We start from the raw sequence: 16,173 nt of genomic DNA, 5'->3' as shown, positions 1-16,173 counted from the left end.
TTCAGGCTGTTCTCCTCGGGCCGGAGACACATATGAAACCTGACATTATCCAGCCACCGCAGGTGGACTGGCTGACCGGCGCGTTCGCGCAGGGTCATATCCTGCGTAAAACGACGCGCATTGCCGATCTGGCTGGCGTGTTTGCCTGCACCGACGCCTGGCAGAACGGCGACCCGCAACGGCCCGTTTACGACGTTGAAATCCTCGACGGTAAGACGGTCGAAGGCAGCCTGTTCACTGGCGTAACCCATCTTCAGCCCGGAAAAGTCGGCAATGAATTCTTTATGACCCGGGGCCACTTCCACGCGCGCCGGGAGCAAGGGGAAGTCTATCTCGGGCTGCGCGGGACGGGATTACTGCTGCTGCAATCAGAGAGCGGCAAGGCGTGGCTGGAATCCGTGAACGCCGGTTCGGTACACGTCATTCCCGGCTTTACCGCACATCGTCTGATTAACACCGGCACGGAGGTACTCTCCGCGCTGGCGGTCTGGCCGACAATCGCCGGGCATGATTACGCGGCTCTTCAGCAGGGTTTTGCGCTGAGGGTGATGGAGGTGGGTGGCGACATCCTGGTGCGTGAGGTGCAGCATGGCTAATTACGGGCTGGATATGCAGATACATCATCGGCCGCTCGGCTTTTCATACGGAGAAGAGGTCACAGGCCCGATGCCGGAGATCCGCCGTCTGGATCAGATCCGCTCGTCGCTGCGCGATCCGGACTGTCAGGGGCCGGAAGAGGTGTACGCTATTGCGATGGACGTGGCGCGAATGCAGGACAGGGATGAGCTGAGCAAACGGATGCTGCTGTTTGGCGTGGTGACCTATGCCGCCGGACAGCTTGGCGACGAGCCCGTGCGCAGCCAGGGGCATGTTCATCGCATCAGCCAGCACAGCGGCTGGTCGCCGCCAGAGCTGTATGAGATCTGGCAGGGGACCGCCATTATTTATATGCAGGAGCGGGTTGAAAACGATCCGGGCCGCTGCTTTGCCGTGATCGCTCACGAAGGCGAGAAGGTGCTGGTTCCACCGGGCTGGGGCCATGCCACGCTCTCCGCCGATCCGGATGTTCCGCTGACGTTTGGTGCCTGGTGCGACCGGGAATATGGTTTTGAGTACGAGGCCGTGCGGGCGCATAAAGGGCTGGCCTGGTATCCGCTGATGCAGGACCGGCAGGTCGTCTGGCAGCATAACCCGCGCTATGCGCCGGGACGCTTACAGGTCATCACGCCGCGTCGGTATGATGAGTTTGGTATTACTGCGGAGCCCATCTATCAGCAGTTTGTTGCCGATCCGGCGCGCTTTCAGTTTATCTCCCGGCCCGATAAAGTCGCCGCGCTGTGGCAGAATTTTCACCCATAAAAAAACCGGGGCCAGTTGGCCCCGGTTATCGCAGGCATTATCCGGCGAAAAGCCCCGACGCCACGCCAGCGGCGGCCAGGACCAGCAGGAGCAGCATCGCCTTAACCGGTGACACACCGCGTTTCGCCATCAGGTACCAGGTGCTCAGTACCACCACCAGCGGCAGCAGCTGCGGGAAAATCCCGTCGAGCATCTGCTGAACATGGATATTAACCCCATCTTTGGTGATGAACTCCAGCCCGGTGCCCAGCTTCACATAGCTTGCCGCGACGCCACCCATCACAAAAACACCCAGCAGGGACAGCGCTTCGCGCAGGCGGGTCGATTTGCTGCTCACCAGCATTTCAACAGAGCCGGATCCCATCTGGTAACCCTTCAGGAATAAGAACCAGGAGCCAGGTATGATAATGGCAAGCCAGGCCACTATGTAGAACAACGGTCCCAGGGCGTTACCGCCTGCCGCCAGCGCCATACCGATGCTGAGCAGAATAGGGATCAACATGCCGGGGATCATCGAATCGCCGATCCCGGCGATCGGCCCCATCAGGCCAACCTTGAGGGTATTGATCGTCTCACCATCGATAGGCTCACCGTTGGCCTTTTTCTCTTCAAGGCCCAGCGCCATCCCGTTCACAATGGCACCAATCTGCGGCTCGGTATTGTAGAAAGAGGCGTGGCGACGCAGCATTTCCCGCCGCTGGTCGGCGTCCGGGTAGAGCTTTTTGGCGACCGGCAGCATGCTCAGGCAGAATCCAAACGACTCAAGGCGCTCAAAGCTCATCGACGACAGGTTGTGCATCATCCATGCTCGCCAGCAGCGGCGCAGATCCTTACGGGTCAGTTTACGTTCTTCCATCAGAATTCGTCCTCGTCATCGACGACCGGCGCAGAGGCGACGGCCTTTGCGGATTCCGGTTTGTAGTTATAGTGGATCAGCGCCAGCAGCGCGCCAACGATGACCAGCGCAACCATGTTGAGCTTCAGGAAAACGATGCAGACGAAGCCCACCAGAAAGTAGATCAGCATGCTGTAGTCTTTGATGATCTGCTTGAGCAGGATAGCGATACCGACGGCGGGCAAGATCCCACCTAAAACGTTCATGGTAGACAGGACCACGGCTGGCAGGCTGTCCATGATGCCGCTGATATACTGCGCGCCGAAGTAGACGGCTATGAACGTTGGAACAAAACGCAGAATAAAGTTGGTCGCCTGGGGCCAGATCGCACTGTTCAGATAGATCCCCCGCTCGTCGCCGCGCTCAAGGGCGTTATCCGCGCGATGGTTCCAGAAGGAGTTCAGCACCATCATCATATTAAACAGAATGGTCCCGGCAATGCCGATCGTGGCCGCCAGCGCCACCGCCACTTCCGGGCCTTTACCCGACAGAATACCCAGCGCAATGGCCGGGTAGGCGACAAAGTTCAGGTCAGCGGGCATCGACCCGCCCGGCGTCACCATGGCGATATAGACCGCCTGCACCGCCACGCCAATCATGATACCGGTCTTAATATCGCCAAGGATAATGCCCACCAGCATGCCTGACACCAGCGGGCGGGTGATCAAATACCAGCCGCCGGTCAGGCCCAGCAGCCAGGGGCTGCTCAGCGCGCCCAGATAACAGAGCACGCCAATTAATGCCGCTTCGATAATCATCATTCGCTCCTTATTTCAGCTTTTGCCGGGCATCCTGCCAGCTGTAGCTGCTGGCATCCGGTACCAGACGAAATTCAATGAGATGCCCCTGAACGTTAAGCCAGTCAAACGCCGCGATCTCCTCTGCGTTGACCGACTGGTTCGGGCCAATAGTGGTGGTCTCCGCGCGGGCGCTCATCGGGCCAACGTTGATTTTGCCGTTACTGTTTTTCAGGCTGATACCGGCCTGTTCAATGCGCTGCAGGGTGAGGGGCGATTTGCCAATAACGAAATAGCGCTTGTCGCTGGCGATGACCTTCGGCAATTTTTCAATCGCCGTTGCGGTATCAAAAAGCCAGACTTTGGTGTCGGAGACGGCACCTTTCATGACGGAAGAGAGAAGGGGATCGGCCGCCACGGCGTCGTCGATGGCCACGATACCGTCGCAGGGCAGCTCTTTGGCCCAGCGTGTGATGAGCTGCCCGTGGATCACGCGGTCATCGATGCGTACAAAAGAAATGCTCATAGTGGAGTCCTCAAAAGTCGTCGGATTGCACGGCAGAAGCGGGAGCAGCTACCACCAGCGTGGGTTGGGTGAGCGCCAGCAGCAGGCTGGCCGCGGCGTTCACGTCGGCAAGCGCGTGGATCTCATCGGTTTGCAGCAGCATCGGCAGATTAACCCCGCCCAGCACCGCCACCGGCGGCGTGGTATCTGGCGAAAAGGCGGCGCTGCTGGCGACGTTCCACGGCGTGCCGCTTTGCATATCGCACAGCACCAGTACACCCTCTGCGTGTTGTGAGGCCTGAGCCAGCACGCGGGCAAAGTCCTGCTTAAAGCCTTCAATTCCCGCCTCACCGGTGAGCGTAACGGCATAGCAGTAGGGCAGATCGCCGTAAACCATGCAGGCGCTGTCGAGCATCGCCTTTGCCATCGGCCCGTGGGAGGCCACAATGATGTTAATCATGCTTACCCCCTGACCCAGGCTTTAACGGTGGCGAGCTGCTGGCCTGAGCCTTTGCCCCACGGTGTGATTCGGTATTCCCCTACGGCGGCAGGAATGATAAACGTCTCAGCGTAATGCACGACGAAAGGCTCAAACGCGCCGCTCGGGCTGTCGACGCGCGCTTCGTCGCCCTCAACCAGATTAAGCACGTTGACGCCGCCTTCAGTGTGGTGAACGACCGGGCCGCTAAACCAGTGGCGGCGTGTTTCGATAAATTCACGTTCGTGCAGGCCGGTTCGTTCTTCACGCCAGCCTTCACCCTCCGCCACCGGTTCAATCCGGTTGACCAGGTGGTCATTTACCCATTGGGTATCGCGCTGCCAGTCGATAACCTGCTCGCCGTGATCGAGGTGAACCGGGCGCGGTAAGCCATCAAGACCCAGGCGGCCCCAGTCCCAGAGCTTAAAGGTGAAAATGTACGGGGTGGCGCTGATCTCAAGCACCATGGTGCCGGCACCTGAACAATGTACGGTTCCGGCCGGGATGAGAAAGTGATCGTGTTTTTTGGCGGGGATTTGATTCACAAAGCGTGCATCGTCGAACGGCTTTTCGCCCCGCGCGGCCTGGCGCAAATCGTCCATCATCGCCTCAGGCCGGGTGCCTGTTTGGGTGCCGAGATAGACCACGGCCCCCGGCTCGGCGTCGAGAATGTAGTAGCTCTCATCCTGGGTGTAATGCATGCCAAACTGCTGCTGAATGTACTCCGTCAGCGGATGCACCTGAAAACTCAGATTCTGCCCCCCGACGGTATCAAGAAAATCAAAGCGGATGGGGAACTCGGCCCCGAAGCGGGCGTGAACCTTTTCGCCCAGCAGCGCGCGCGGTTGCAACAGAACTATATCAATGGAGGGGATCTCGATCCGAACGTCGCCAAACCGCATCAGCAGGCTGTTTTCCTCGGGCACGCAGTCAAAACACCATGCGTAGTTAGGCTTCGCTGGATCGAGATCGAATCGTTGTTTCATCCACTGGCCGCCCCAGACGCCGGGATCAAAGAAGGGGACAACGCGGAACGGCTGCTGTGTGGTCTGCTTAAGCCCCGCGCGAAGTGCCTCGCCGCTGACCATGGCCGGTGCGTCGGCCTGGGTGGTATCAAGCAGGAAATCACAGCGCTTGAGCAGCGGTGTTTTGTGTCGGTCAAAGACGCGCCACTCAACGAAAAAGGCGCGTTTATATCGGCGCAGCATATCTTCAGTGAGGTTTTCAACACCCCAGTTGCCCAGCTCGCCTGCGCGCATGCGCTGCTGAATTTCCCAGCGCGGCATATCGGCGTACACCAGCACATCGCCCGGATGGACCAGAGCGGCACCGGAGCCATACACAATCACCAGTCCCGCCGCCTCGGCCACCTGCTTTTGCAGGGCCGTTAATGCTTCGGCATCAAAAAACTCGGCGAGCTGGTGGCAGGAGAGCACGCCAAACACGCGGTCATCCGTCAGGTTGCGGGCCAGCATCTCGCTAAGCGTGTGCTCGTCGCGGCGGGCCGTTTCGACGTTTATCCGCACTGCGTTGCCGAACCGGGCAAGCACATTACGCTCCAGCTCCTCCAGACGGACGCCAGGATAGCAATCGATAACCAGCACGGTTTTCCGGGACGTCAGGAACCTGGTGTTAAGCGCCGTAATAATGTCGTTCCACCCACGCCATGCGTGAGCGTCAAAGCCCCGAACAGAGACTTCAGGATGTTTGTTATAAGGGGGGTAAGTCATCGTTTCACTCCGTTGTCGTTGAAACAAGATTAATCGATTAACCTTGCGATGGAAGAGTGGTTAACGCGATTAACCTGGCAAAACGGCGAGGAAAGGCGGTTTTATGGCGGGGAGTGTGAACCGCTTCACAGGGAATTAGACAAAAATCAGGTTATTCGATTAATCTGTGAAGAATAAGGGAGGAACAATGACAACTGTAACGCTGGCGCAGGTCGCTGAACGAGCAGGCGTGTCGACCGCCACGGTGTCGATGGTCTTGCGAAACCGGGGGCGGATCTCGCAAGCCACCCGTGAAAGAGTATTAAAAGCGCTGGATGACGCGGGTTATGTCTATAACCAGACGGCGGCGAATCTTCGAAACCGCAGCAGCAACCAGGTCGGGCTGCTTCTGCATGATATTACTAACCCCTTTTACGGCGAGATGACGGCCGGGCTGAGTCATGAGATTGAGCGTCACGAGATGCTGCTGTTTCTGGCGAACAGTGAAGAGTCCGGTGAGCGACAGCAGAAGTTCGTCGATTCGCTGATGCGTAATAACGCGTGCGGTATGGTGCTTTGCGCGGCCCGCGAAACGCCACAGACGTTTTTTGAGAGCCTCAAGCGTCGCAATATTCCCGCCATTATGGTGGTGCGGCCCGTTAACGATCCGGATTTCGACTTTGTCGGTACCGACAACTTTCTTGGCACCCAGATGGCGACCGCGCATCTGCTCGCCCTGGGACACCGGCATATTGCCTTTATCGGCGGGAGCCAGAGTTCCGGTACGCGTGCCCAGCGTATTGGCGGTTTTACCAGTAAGTTGCTCGAAAAAGGTCTTTCAGCGGACCCGCGATGGATTGTCCCCAGCCTGGCGAGCCAAAGCGACGGCGCACGGGTAGCCGAGAGCTTATTCCGCCAGTTCCCGGCGATCACCGCCGCGGTCTGTTATCAGGATATCGTCGCGCTCGGCGTAATGCAGGCGCTGCGTAAAATGGGGCGCGAGGTCGGGCGTGATTTTGCCCTGGTGGGGTTTGACGATATCACCGAGGCGGCGCTGGTCCAGCCTGCGCTCACCACCGTATCGGTAGCGGCAAAAGAGATAGGTCGTAAAGCCGGAGAGCTGCTCTACAGCCGAATTCAGGGCAATAATGAGCCGCCGAAACGTATCATTCTGCCGCCTGCCCTGGTGATCAGAGAATCATGCGGTTTCAGTTAGTATGTCTTTTACTGATATCGGCTGCGGTTTCACATTAATTTCTAATTATGGGCGTTTTTAGTGGCAGCCTTCGTGAGGGCTGGTTACTCTGAAAACGATTTACATCATTTTAACGTAAGAGAATAACTATGCATGATGCACAGATCCGTGTCGCTATAGCGGGCGCGGGTGGACGTATGGGTCGCCAGCTTATTCAGGCGGCACTCCAGTTGGATGGCGTGGCGCTTGGCGCGGCGCTGGAACGTGAAGGCTCGTCGCTGTTGGGAACCGACGCGGGTGAGCTGGCGGGGGCAGGGAAGACGGGCGTCACCGTGCAGAGCAGCCTTGAGGCAGTAAAAGATGACTTTGATGTCTTCATTGATTTCACGCGCCCGGAAGGCACGCTGAACCATCTGGCCTTCTGCCGTAAGCACGGCAAAGGAATGGTTATTGGTACCACCGGTTTTGACGATGCCGGTAAACAGGCTATTCAGGATGCCTCGCGCGATATTGCGATTGTCTTTGCGGCGAATTTTAGCGTGGGCGTAAACGTCATGCTGAAGCTGCTTGAGAAGGCGGCAAAAGTGATGGGCGACTATACCGACATTGAGATCGTTGAAGCGCACCACCGTTACAAAGTCGATGCCCCGTCCGGCACCGCGCTGGCGATGGGCGAAGTGATTGCCCAGGCGCTGGATAAAGATCTGAAGGATTGCGCGGTCTATGCGCGTGAAGGCCACACGGGTGAACGCGTACCGGGCACGATTGGTTTCGCTACCGTTCGTGCGGGGGATATCGTCGGTGAACATACGGCGATCTTCGCCGATATTGGCGAGCGCGTAGAAGTTACTCACAAAGCCTCGAGCCGCATGACCTTTGCCAACGGTGCCGTTAGATCCGCATTGTGGTTAAAAGAAATGGATAAGGGGCTTTTTGATATGCGTGATGTGCTGGATCTTAACAATTTGTAAGCATTATTACCCTTCGTGATGTGGTTATTGCAGTCGTAATTGATTGATTGCATAGGGCAATATTTAATTGCCCTTTTATTTTTCCTGTTTGGTGACTTTTAAGATGCTTAATCCATAAAAGTATGAGTTAACCTTCGTTTATTCGTTATTGAATTGTAAATTTTGACCATTTGGTCCACTTTTTTATCGCGTTGCGCGCTCATTTCAATTTAACGCCTCCCGCAAGCGTTTCCTGCAGTGATTTGCCTGATCTTTTCGCCGCTTACTCTGCATTTCAGCCACCAGGCCTGCAAAAGACTAAGTAAAATATCCGTTTTAAGTTGACTTTTAGCCACCAAATCCCCAGAATGCCGCCGTTTGCCAAAAATCCGCTGGCAACACATTTGCATTGCTTCATAACGCGGTTATGAATTAATATGCAAATAAAGTGAGTGAATATTCTCTGGAGGGTGTTTTGATTAAGTCAGCGCTATTGGTTCTGGAAGACGGAACCCAGTTTATCGGTCGGGCCATAGGGGCAACGGGTTCGGCGGTTGGGGAAGTCGTTTTCAATACTTCAATGACCGGTTATCAAGAAATCCTCACTGATCCTTCCTATTCTCGCCAAATCGTTACTCTTACTTATCCTCATATCGGCAATGTCGGCACCAATGCGGCTGACGAAGAATCCTCTCAGGTACATGCGCAAGGTCTGGTCATTCGTGACCTGCCGCTGATTGCCAGCAACTTCCGCAACACCGAAGACCTCTCGTCTTACCTGAAGCGCCATAACATCGTGGCGATTGCTGATGTCGATACCCGTAAATTAACGCGCCTGCTGCGCGAGAAGGGCGCACAGAACGGCTGCATCATCGCAGGGGATAACCTCGATGCGGCGCTGGCGCTGGAAAAAGCAAAAGCCTTCCCGGGTCTGAACGGCATGGACCTGGCGAAAGAAGTGACGACCGCAGAAGCCTATAGCTGGACCCAGGGGAGCTGGACGCTGGAAGGTGACCTGCCGGAAGCGAAACAGGAGAGCGAACTGCCATTCCACGTTGTCGCGTATGATTTCGGTGCCAAGCGCAACATCCTGCGCATGCTGGTGGACCGCGGCTGCCGCCTGACGGTCGTCCCGGCGAAAACCTCCGCCGAAGAGGTGCTGAAGATGAACCCGGACGGTATCTTCCTTTCCAACGGCCCGGGCGACCCGGCACCGTGCGACTACGCTATCGACGCCATCAAAGCCTTCCTTGAAACCGACATTCCGGTCTTCGGCATCTGTCTCGGCCATCAGCTGCTGGCGCTGGCGAGCGGGGCGAACACCGTCAAGATGAAGTTCGGCCACCACGGGGGCAACCACCCGGTGAAAGACATTGATAACGACACGGTGATGATTACGGCTCAGAACCACGGCTTTGCAGTGGATGAAGCGACCATGCCGGCCAACCTGCGCGTGACGCACAAATCGCTGTTCGACGGCACCCTGCAGGGTATTCATCGCACCGATAAGCCAGCCTTCAGCTTCCAGGGCCACCCGGAAGCCAGCCCTGGCCCGCACGATGCCGCACCGCTGTTCGATCACTTCATCGAACTTATTGAGCACTACCGTAAGACCGCTAAATAATCAGGAGCTGAGAAGACCATGCCAAAACGTACAGACATAAAAAGCATCCTGATCCTCGGCGCTGGCCCGATTGTTATCGGCCAGGCCTGTGAATTTGACTACTCCGGCGCGCAGGCGTGTAAAGCCCTGCGCGAAGAGGGTTACCGCGTTATCCTGGTGAACTCCAACCCGGCGACCATCATGACCGACCCGGAAATGGCCGATGCGACCTATATCGAGCCGATTCACTGGGAAGTGGTACGTAAGATCATCGAAAAAGAGCGCCCGGACGCGGTACTGCCAACCATGGGCGGCCAGACGGCGCTGAACTGCGCGCTGGAGCTGGAGCGTCAGGGCGTGCTGGAAGAGTTCGGTGTGACCATGATTGGTGCCACCGCCGACGCGATTGATAAAGCAGAAGACCGTCGCCGCTTCGACGTGGCGATGAAGAAAATCGGCCTCGATACCGCGCGTTCCGGCATTGCGCACAATATGGAAGAGGCGCTGGCCGTGGCGGCTGACGTGGGCTATCCGTGCATCATCCGGCCTAGCTTCACCATGGGCGGCACCGGCGGCGGCATCGCCTATAACCGCGAAGAGTTTGAAGAGATTTGCGAGCGCGGCCTGGACCTCTCCCCAACCAAAGAGCTGCTGATTGACGAGTCGCTGATTGGCTGGAAAGAGTACGAGATGGAGGTGGTGCGTGATAAAAACGACAACTGCATCATCGTCTGCTCTATCGAAAACTTCGATGCGATGGGGATCCACACCGGCGACTCCATCACCGTTGCGCCAGCCCAGACGCTGACCGATAAAGAGTACCAAATCATGCGTAACGCCTCGATGGCGGTACTGCGTGAAATCGGCGTGGAAACCGGCGGCTCTAACGTGCAGTTCTCGGTGAACCCGAAAACGGGCCGTCTGATTGTTATCGAAATGAACCCGCGCGTGTCTCGTTCTTCCGCGCTGGCCTCCAAGGCTACCGGCTTCCCGATTGCGAAAGTGGCGGCGAAGCTGGCGGTGGGGTACACCCTCGATGAGCTGATGAACGACATCACCGGTGGCCGCACGCCTGCGTCCTTCGAGCCGTCCATCGACTATGTTGTGACCAAAATTCCACGCTTCAACTTCGAGAAATTCGCCGGTGCGAACGACCGCCTGACCACCCAGATGAAATCCGTGGGTGAAGTGATGGCGATTGGCCGCACGCAGCAGGAATCCCTGCAGAAAGCGCTGCGCGGCCTGGAAGTCGGTGCCACCGGTTTCGACCCGAAAGTGAGCCTCGACGACCCTGAAGCGCTGACCAAAATCCGCCGCGAGCTGAAAGACGCGGGCGCTGAGCGTATCTGGTACATCGCCGATGCCTTCCGTGCGGGCCTGTCCGTCGACGGCGTGTTCAACCTGACCAACATTGACCGCTGGTTCCTGGTGCAAATTGAAGAGCTGGTGCGTCTGGAAGAGAAAGTGGCAGAGCTTGGCATCAACGGCCTGGACGCTGACTTCCTGCGCATGCTGAAGCGTAAAGGCTTCGCCGATGCGCGTCTGGCTAAGCTTGCAGGCGTGCGCGAAGCGGAAATCCGCAAGCTGCGCGACCAGTATGACCTGCACCCGGTTTACAAGCGCGTGGATACCTGCGCGGCGGAGTTCTCCACCGACACCGCCTACATGTACTCCACCTATGAAGACGAGTGCGAAGCGAACCCGTCCGTCGACCGCGATAAAATCATGGTACTGGGCGGCGGTCCTAACCGTATCGGCCAGGGCATTGAGTTTGACTACTGCTGCGTCCACGCCTCGCTGGCGCTGCGCGAAGACGGTTACGAGACCATCATGGTCAACTGTAACCCGGAAACCGTCTCGACCGACTACGACACCTCTGACCGCCTCTACTTCGAGCCGGTCACCCTGGAAGACGTGCTGGAAATTGTGCGCATCGAGAAGCCGAAGGGCGTCATCGTGCAGTACGGCGGCCAGACCCCGCTGAAACTGGCGCGCGCGCTGGAAGCTGCAGGCGTACCGGTTATCGGCACCAGCCCGGATGCGATTGACCGCGCCGAAGACCGCGAACGTTTCCAGCAGGCGGTTGACCGTCTGAAGCTGAAACAGCCGGCTAACGCCACCGTGACCGCGATTGAAATGGCGGTGGAGAAGGCGAAAGAGATTGGCTACCCGCTGGTGGTGCGCCCATCCTACGTGCTGGGCGGCCGCGCAATGGAGATCGTCTACGACGAAGCCGACCTGCGCCGCTACTTCCAGACGGCGGTTAGCGTCTCTAACGATGCGCCGGTTCTGCTCGACCGATTCCTGGATGACGCGGTAGAAGTGGACGTCGACGCCATCTGCGACGGCGAAATGGTGCTGATTGGCGGCATTATGGAGCACATCGAGCAGGCGGGCGTGCACTCCGGTGACTCGGCGTGTTCTCTGCCAGCCTACACCCTGAGCCAGGAAATTCAGGACGTGATGCGCCAGCAGGTGCAGAAGCTGGCCTTTGAGCTGCAGGTTCGCGGCCTGATGAACGTCCAGTTCGCGGTGAAAGACAACGAAGTCTACCTGATTGAAGTGAACCCGCGTGCGGCGCGTACTGTCCCGTTCGTGTCGAAAGCGACCGGTATCCCACTGGCGAAAGTGGCGGCGCGCGTGATGGCGGGCCAGACGCTGGCGCAGCAGGGCGTGACCAAAGAGATCATCCCGCCGTACTACTCGGTGAAAGAAGTGGTGCTGCCGTTCAACAAATTCCCGGGCGTTGACCCGCTGTTAGGGCCAGAAATGCGCTCTACCGGGGAAGTGATGGGTGTGGGCCGTACCTTCGCAGAAGCGTTCGCCAAAGCACAGCTGGGCAGCAGTTCCACCATGAAGAAATCGGGCCGTGCGCTGCTCTCCGTCCGTGAAGGTGACAAAGAGCGCGTGGTCGACCTGGCCGCCAAGCTGCTGAAACAGGGCTTCGAGCTGGATGCGACCCACGGAACGGCGATTGTGCTGGGTGAAGCCGGTATCAACCCGCGTCTGGTGAACAAGGTGCATGAAGGTCGTCCGCACATTCAGGACCGTATCAAGAATGGCGAATACACCTACATTATCAACACCACCGCAGGCCGCCAGGCGATTGAAGACTCCAAGCTGATCCGCCGTAGCGCGCTGCAGTACAAAGTGCATTACGACACCACCCTGAACGGCGGTTTCGCGACGGCGATGGCGCTAAACGCGGATGCCACCGAGAAGGTGATTTCGGTGCAGGAAATGCACGCGCAGATTAATAAGTAAATAAGCCAGCCCGGCAGCGTTCGCCTGCCGGGCATTATCCCCCCTATTAGGAACCATCTGGTTTTCCATCCGCATTCAGTCAGTTAGCCTAGAATTAACAGGACGTTAATTACATTCAACTGACAAGCAGGGGAAACACCATGCGCAATAAACTCCTTATCACGTCTTTTTTGGCTGCCACTGCACTGTTTACCGTTGCGGGTTGTTCGTCTAACCAGGCGGTGAAAACCACCGATGGCCGTACCATCGTGACCGACGGCAAGCCGCAGGTGGATGATGACACGGGGCTGGTATCGTATAAAAACGCTGAGACGGGCCAAACCGAACAGATTAACCGTGACCAGGTTAAATCCATGGGTGAACTGGATAACTAAAAAAAAGCCGTGGCGAGAGCCACGGCTTTTTGCATTTTGCGGTAAGTGATTACCAGCGGTGATTCAGCAGGATATGACCGCCGTAAGCGGCATAGCTGTTCTCACCCCATTCGCCGCTGGCGCGCAGCGAAATCGTGGTGGTGTCGTTCAGGTTGCCGGTCACGCCCAGCTCTAACTGGCCACGATCGTCTGGCGTATCGTTGCTGACGGTTTCATCGTTAAAGGCCAGATCGTTTTGACCCGCACCTTTCAGCCAGTTAACCGCAACGTACGGCTGCCATGCCTTCACGTCTTTCTGCTGGAAATAGCTCGATTTAACACCGAGACGACCAAAGAAGGTATCGTTATCCAGCGTGGTAACGCGTACGCCATCGCGGTCAGTATGGTTCTCCTGATCCAGATAGCTGTAGATCACCTGTGCCTGCGGCTCGATTTTCCAGGTGCGCTCGTTCTCTGACGCGATAATCCACGCGTGGCCCACTTCGACAGAGGCAGCAAAGCCTTCGCTATCGTAATCTTCGTCGTTACGATTGCTGGTCACTTTGTTGTTGTACCAGCTGTAGGCCGCCCAGGTATCAATGTAGTTGCCCAGACGCAGTTTCTGATCTTCCTGCCAGGTCGCATACAGCCCAACGTTGAAGCCATCCACTTTACCCTGCGCATCGCGGACGTTGTGTTTGGCGTCGGAGTGCGTTTTCGCCTGGCCTGCACCGAACATACCCCCGGCACGCAGAATGCCGTTGTCCATCGGCTTGCTCATGAAATCGCTGCCCACCTGAAGGACGGTGGTGGTGGTGTCATAGTTAACCTTGTCACCGCCAGCATCGTTTTCGTGGTAACGGCCTTTGACGTACATCCAGGTGTTCAGATCTTCTTCGTTGCGGAAGGTGATCTGATCGCGGTCGTCACGTTTATGCAGGAACATGCTTTGCGCGGCAAGGTAGTTGCCAAGGTATGCGCCAACTTCCGGTGCCATCACTTCTGGTGCAGCGTTTCCACCGTTATCGGCATCGCCGCCGTTGTCAGAATTGCCGCCGTTATCGGTGTTGCCGCCGTTATCGGAATTACCGCCATTATCGGTGTTGCCGCCGTCGTCTGTATTGCCACCGCCATCGGTGTTACCGCCGTCGTCGGTATTGCCACCACCGTCGGTATTACCGCCATCGTCAGGTTTATTGCCGCCATCATCTGGCTTATCCCCGCCATCGGTATCATCCGCTGGATCGTCGGACGGTTTGGCTTTCGATTCCAGATACCAGTTGCCGTCGCTGTGCTGGTACAGGTTGTATTCGTATGCGCCTGCAACCACCGGTTTCGCCAGCGTCAGCTGAGCTTCAGAACTGCCGCCGACGCTGACGATCTCCATACCGTTAACGGTTTGCGCGCCGAGGCCACCCATATTGCTGACGGTCACGCCAGACTGACCGAAGCTGCTGCCGGTAATGGTGAGGTGGTCTGTCGGGGCGTTATCAGCACCCAGTTCGCTGTTCATCACAATCTGGCTGCCGGCAGAGCCGGTATAGTCGCCGTTAATGACGAAGTTATTGCCCACGCTGTTGTTGGCTGCGCTCAGCAGAACTGTGCCGCTATTGGTTACGTTGCCATTAATGGTATCAACGCCTGACGCGCTCAGCGTGGCGTTACCCTGAACCGCGTTCCACGCGGCCAGCGTACCGCCGCTCAGGATATCGATGTTGTCGTTGACTTGTCCGGCAGACGCAAAGGTTGCGCCATTTTCGATGGTGACGGTGGCGTTACTGCCCTGCACACCGAGCTGTGCGCCAGCCGTAACCAGCGTGGTGCCGCTGTGTAAAACCGTATTACCGGTATAGGTGTTTTTGCCGCTAAGCGTCAGGGTGTGGGCATCCGCTTTTTCAATGTTGCCGCTGCCGGTAATGTCGGTAGCGTAAGTGAAATCGCTACCCTGATTGAAGATGAGGGTGCCGTTGTTGGTCAGGCCACCGCTCAGCGTGGCGGTATCCTGGCCGTTACCCAGCTGCAGCGTGGCGTTTTGAGCCACCAGCGTATTGCCGCTGTTAGCCACATCGCCAGAAAGGATTAAATTACCGCTGTTGACCTGCAGGGCATCGCCAGAGCCGATAATATCGAGATCGCCTGACAGCGCCCAGCTTTCACCGTTCATTTTGACGGAGGCAAAGCCGTCGCCTTCATTGAGGCCGACAAAATTGCTGTCTTCGGTGCCTGTGCCTACAAACGTCAGGGTGTTACCGGTAGAAACGGTGGAGATGACATCGCCCGTCAGTGACGAGCCGGTGTTGAGTACCAGGGTGTTGTTTTTATTGCTGGCGAACATGACGGCAGCATTCTGGCCGCTCAGCATTCCGCTGTTGGTGATATCGACTTTTGCGTTGCCAGTAATGTTGATACCGTACTGGCTCCCCTGAATATTGCCGCTGTTGGAGATCTTAGTATTGCCGTCATTAAGAGCAACACCATCGCCATTTACTCCGCTAATAGTACCTGCGTTGTCAATCGCGATTCCAACTTTAGCCGTCAGGCCAGTATTACCTTTAATAATACCGGTTGTAGTGTTTTCGACATTGATTGTAGAAGAGTTTTCACCAATAAAAACGCCTATTTGACGGCCGATGATACTACCCTTATTAATTATGTCACCGCGCATTGATTCAACGTTCAGGGCATTGGCAGTCATAGATGAAATGGTTGCACCAGCTTCATTATCTATCGTTACTTTCTGTGCACCAGTGTTGACCTGTAAACCATTCTCCGTGCCTGAGATATTTCCCTGGTTTGTTAGTGTCGTGATGTTTATACCTGAAGCATTAACGGCGGGGGTAGAACCTGAAGAAGAGATGGTGACATCTTTGTTAATAATGTACTCGGCGTCATCTCTAAATTCTTGTGGGACAGAGGTGGACTGATCAATTGTTCCTGCTGAGGCGAGTATAGGTGTAAATATAAGCAAGGCGGGGAATATATTCCCTAGAGTTTTAGTCGTCCTGTTTAATTCAAAGTATTTATTACTCATAGACACATCCATTTGGAGAATAGGCAGCTAACTGTTAAGTAAATTCTCTCTTTTAATTCACAGTAGAGAATCCTTGGAAAAGAACGTAAAATTA

At 56.6% G+C, this 16,173-nt stretch carries 13 protein-coding genes; 7 read left to right on the top strand and 6 right to left on the bottom strand.

Annotation, left to right across the window (positions count from 1 at the left end):
- The first annotated feature begins 32 nt into the window (after positions 1–32).
- Positions 33–596 (top strand): glucose-6-phosphate isomerase family protein, encoded by a 564-nt coding sequence (locus ACWKX3_RS12850; RefSeq protein ID WP_454541912.1) that lies wholly within the window; start codon positions 33–35, stop codon positions 594–596.
- A complete protein-coding gene (locus ACWKX3_RS12845) occupies positions 589–1,359 on the top strand; it encodes a glucose-6-phosphate isomerase family protein (RefSeq protein WP_101738263.1) in 771 nt (256 codons plus the stop codon). Before ACWKX3_RS12850 ends, ACWKX3_RS12845 begins: the two co-directional genes overlap by 8 nt.
- 37 nt (positions 1,360–1,396) lie before the next feature.
- On the opposite strand, the gene ACWKX3_RS12840 is transcribed toward ACWKX3_RS12845, so the two are convergent.
- Genes ACWKX3_RS12840 through ACWKX3_RS12820 form a run of 5 tightly spaced genes read right to left on the bottom strand, consistent with a single transcriptional unit; the run spans position 1,397 to position 5,704 of the window.
- Positions 1,397–2,215: a PTS system mannose/fructose/sorbose family transporter subunit IID gene (locus ACWKX3_RS12840; RefSeq protein ID WP_006173945.1), complete on the bottom strand. Its 819-nt coding sequence runs from the start codon at positions 2,213–2,215 to the stop codon at positions 1,397–1,399.
- Positions 2,215–3,012 (bottom strand): PTS mannose/fructose/sorbose/N-acetylgalactosamine transporter subunit IIC, encoded by a 798-nt coding sequence (locus ACWKX3_RS12835; RefSeq protein ID WP_088208842.1) that lies wholly within the window; start codon positions 3,010–3,012, stop codon positions 2,215–2,217. Before ACWKX3_RS12835 ends, ACWKX3_RS12840 begins: the two co-directional genes overlap by 1 nt.
- Positions 3,013–3,022: 10 nt before the next feature.
- Positions 3,023–3,517, bottom strand: a complete 495-nt coding sequence (locus ACWKX3_RS12830) for a PTS system mannose/fructose/N-acetylgalactosamine-transporter subunit IIB (RefSeq protein WP_454541911.1) — start codon at positions 3,515–3,517, stop codon at positions 3,023–3,025.
- Between the two features lie 10 nt (positions 3,518–3,527).
- Positions 3,528–3,956, bottom strand: a complete 429-nt coding sequence (locus tag ACWKX3_RS12825) for a PTS sugar transporter subunit IIA (RefSeq protein ID WP_400404327.1) — start codon at positions 3,954–3,956, stop codon at positions 3,528–3,530.
- 2 nt (positions 3,957–3,958) lie between these two features.
- Positions 3,959–5,704 (bottom strand): class I mannose-6-phosphate isomerase, encoded by a 1,746-nt coding sequence (locus tag ACWKX3_RS12820; protein WP_454541910.1) that lies wholly within the window; start codon positions 5,702–5,704, stop codon positions 3,959–3,961.
- Between the two features lie 187 nt (positions 5,705–5,891).
- On the opposite strand from ACWKX3_RS12820, the gene ACWKX3_RS12815 reads away from it, so the two are divergent.
- The 5 genes from ACWKX3_RS12815 to ACWKX3_RS12795 all read left to right on the top strand — a co-directional run bounded on the left by ACWKX3_RS12815 (position 5,892) and on the right by ACWKX3_RS12795 (position 13,069).
- Positions 5,892–6,899, top strand: a complete 1,008-nt coding sequence (locus ACWKX3_RS12815; protein ID WP_006173931.1) for a LacI family DNA-binding transcriptional regulator — start codon at positions 5,892–5,894, stop codon at positions 6,897–6,899.
- 128 nt (positions 6,900–7,027) lie between these two features.
- The gene (gene dapB, locus ACWKX3_RS12810; RefSeq protein WP_058609657.1) at positions 7,028–7,849 is read left to right on the top strand and encodes a 4-hydroxy-tetrahydrodipicolinate reductase; all 822 of its coding nucleotides are present in this window, start codon (positions 7,028–7,030) and stop codon (positions 7,847–7,849) included.
- A 454-nt stretch (positions 7,850–8,303) separates the two neighbouring features.
- Positions 8,304–9,452, top strand: a complete 1,149-nt coding sequence (carA, locus tag ACWKX3_RS12805; protein ID WP_058609658.1) for a glutamine-hydrolyzing carbamoyl-phosphate synthase small subunit — start codon at positions 8,304–8,306, stop codon at positions 9,450–9,452.
- A gap of 18 nt (positions 9,453–9,470) precedes the next feature.
- Positions 9,471–12,695 (top strand): carbamoyl-phosphate synthase large subunit, encoded by a 3,225-nt coding sequence (gene carB, locus ACWKX3_RS12800; protein ID WP_006173924.1) that lies wholly within the window; start codon positions 9,471–9,473, stop codon positions 12,693–12,695.
- 140 nt (positions 12,696–12,835) lie between these two features.
- Positions 12,836–13,069, top strand: a complete 234-nt coding sequence (locus ACWKX3_RS12795) for a YgdI/YgdR family lipoprotein (protein WP_006173922.1) — start codon at positions 12,836–12,838, stop codon at positions 13,067–13,069.
- 49 nt (positions 13,070–13,118) lie between these two features.
- On the opposite strand, the gene ACWKX3_RS12790 is transcribed toward ACWKX3_RS12795, so the two are convergent.
- Positions 13,119–16,079 (bottom strand): autotransporter family protein, encoded by a 2,961-nt coding sequence (locus ACWKX3_RS12790; protein WP_454541909.1) that lies wholly within the window; start codon positions 16,077–16,079, stop codon positions 13,119–13,121.
- Positions 16,080–16,173 lie beyond the last annotated feature (94 nt).

Source organism: Enterobacter sp. UPMP2052 (assembly GCF_053709675.1).
Note: the sequence above shows the minus strand (reverse complement) of the source record. Positions and strands in the feature narration are given on the sequence as shown.

Bases quoted from the DNA above. Each gene is read 5' to 3' on its own strand.
- ACWKX3_RS12850 (WP_454541912.1), top strand. From the start codon at position 33: ATGAAACCTGACATTATCCAGCCACCGCAGGTGGACTGGCTGACCGGC.
- ACWKX3_RS12845 (WP_101738263.1), top strand. From the start codon at position 589: ATGGCTAATTACGGGCTGGATATGCAGATACATCATCGGCCGCTCGGC.
- ACWKX3_RS12840 (WP_006173945.1), bottom strand. From the start codon at position 2,215: ATGGAAGAACGTAAACTGACCCGTAAGGATCTGCGCCGCTGCTGGCGA.
- ACWKX3_RS12835 (WP_088208842.1), bottom strand. From the start codon at position 3,012: ATGATTATCGAAGCGGCATTAATTGGCGTGCTCTGTTATCTGGGCGCG.
- ACWKX3_RS12830 (WP_454541911.1), bottom strand. From the start codon at position 3,517: ATGAGCATTTCTTTTGTACGCATCGATGACCGCGTGATCCACGGGCAG.
- ACWKX3_RS12825 (WP_400404327.1), bottom strand. From the start codon at position 3,956: ATGATTAACATCATTGTGGCCTCCCACGGGCCGATGGCAAAGGCGATG.
- ACWKX3_RS12820 (WP_454541910.1), bottom strand. From the start codon at position 5,704: ATGACTTACCCCCCTTATAACAAACATCCTGAAGTCTCTGTTCGGGGC.
- ACWKX3_RS12815 (WP_006173931.1), top strand. From the start codon at position 5,892: ATGACAACTGTAACGCTGGCGCAGGTCGCTGAACGAGCAGGCGTGTCG.
- dapB (WP_058609657.1), top strand. From the start codon at position 7,028: ATGCATGATGCACAGATCCGTGTCGCTATAGCGGGCGCGGGTGGACGT.
- carB (WP_006173924.1), top strand. From the start codon at position 9,471: ATGCCAAAACGTACAGACATAAAAAGCATCCTGATCCTCGGCGCTGGC.
- ACWKX3_RS12795 (WP_006173922.1), top strand. From the start codon at position 12,836: ATGCGCAATAAACTCCTTATCACGTCTTTTTTGGCTGCCACTGCACTG.
- ACWKX3_RS12790 (WP_454541909.1), bottom strand. From the start codon at position 16,079: ATGAGTAATAAATACTTTGAATTAAACAGGACGACTAAAACTCTAGGG.